This window comes from Streptomyces niphimycinicus (genome assembly GCF_018883605.1).
GTDB classification, from domain to species: domain Bacteria; phylum Actinomycetota; class Actinomycetes; order Streptomycetales; family Streptomycetaceae; genus Streptomyces; species Streptomyces niphimycinicus.
Map to the genome: position 1 here is coordinate 1 of NZ_JAHLEM010000483.1, position 559 is coordinate 559.

Consider the following 559-nt stretch of genomic DNA (forward strand, 5'->3'; position numbering starts at 1 on the left):
ACTGGAAGGGACGCATCCGGGCGCTCGCCGACGGCTCACTGGCGGTCGCCCTCAAATACCCGGTGGTGGGCTCGGCCATGGCCAGCCGGACCACCCGGCGCCCCAACGAGTTCCGGGTCGTCGAACTCATCCTCGGCGCCGTCACGGAGGCCGGACTCCAGGGCGCCGAGGCGGCCGTCCACTACCGCATGGTCGGCGATTCGCTCCTCGCCTTCGTCGGCCAGCGCGCCGCCTACCTGCTGTTCGGCGCGGACATCCGGGCGGCCGACGAGTCCGCCTGGAGCCGCGAATACCGCCTGGTCGACGCGCAGGCATTCCCCAATATCACCGGCCTGAGCACCGAACTCGCCGAGGTGACGGATGAGCAGATCTTCAAGGCCAGGGTCGAGGCCCTGATCTCGGCGATCGAGAAGCGGGCCGAGACCCTGCGCGGGGCGTAGCCCCCACGACCACCACCGCACCCGGCACCACGCCCTTCCGCGGCTTCCCCGGCAAATCGGCGCAACATCGTTGACAAAGGCGTTGCGCCTTCTGTTCACTCCCCTCAGCCCGCGTGCCG

1 pseudogene is annotated in these 559 nt (G+C 70.1%); it reads left to right on the forward strand.

The window, feature by feature from the left end:
• Window positions 1–440: pseudogene (locus KN815_RS33705) on the forward strand (TetR/AcrR family transcriptional regulator C-terminal domain-containing protein); the annotation flags it as partial.
• Between the last annotated feature and the right edge of the window lie 119 nt (window positions 441–559).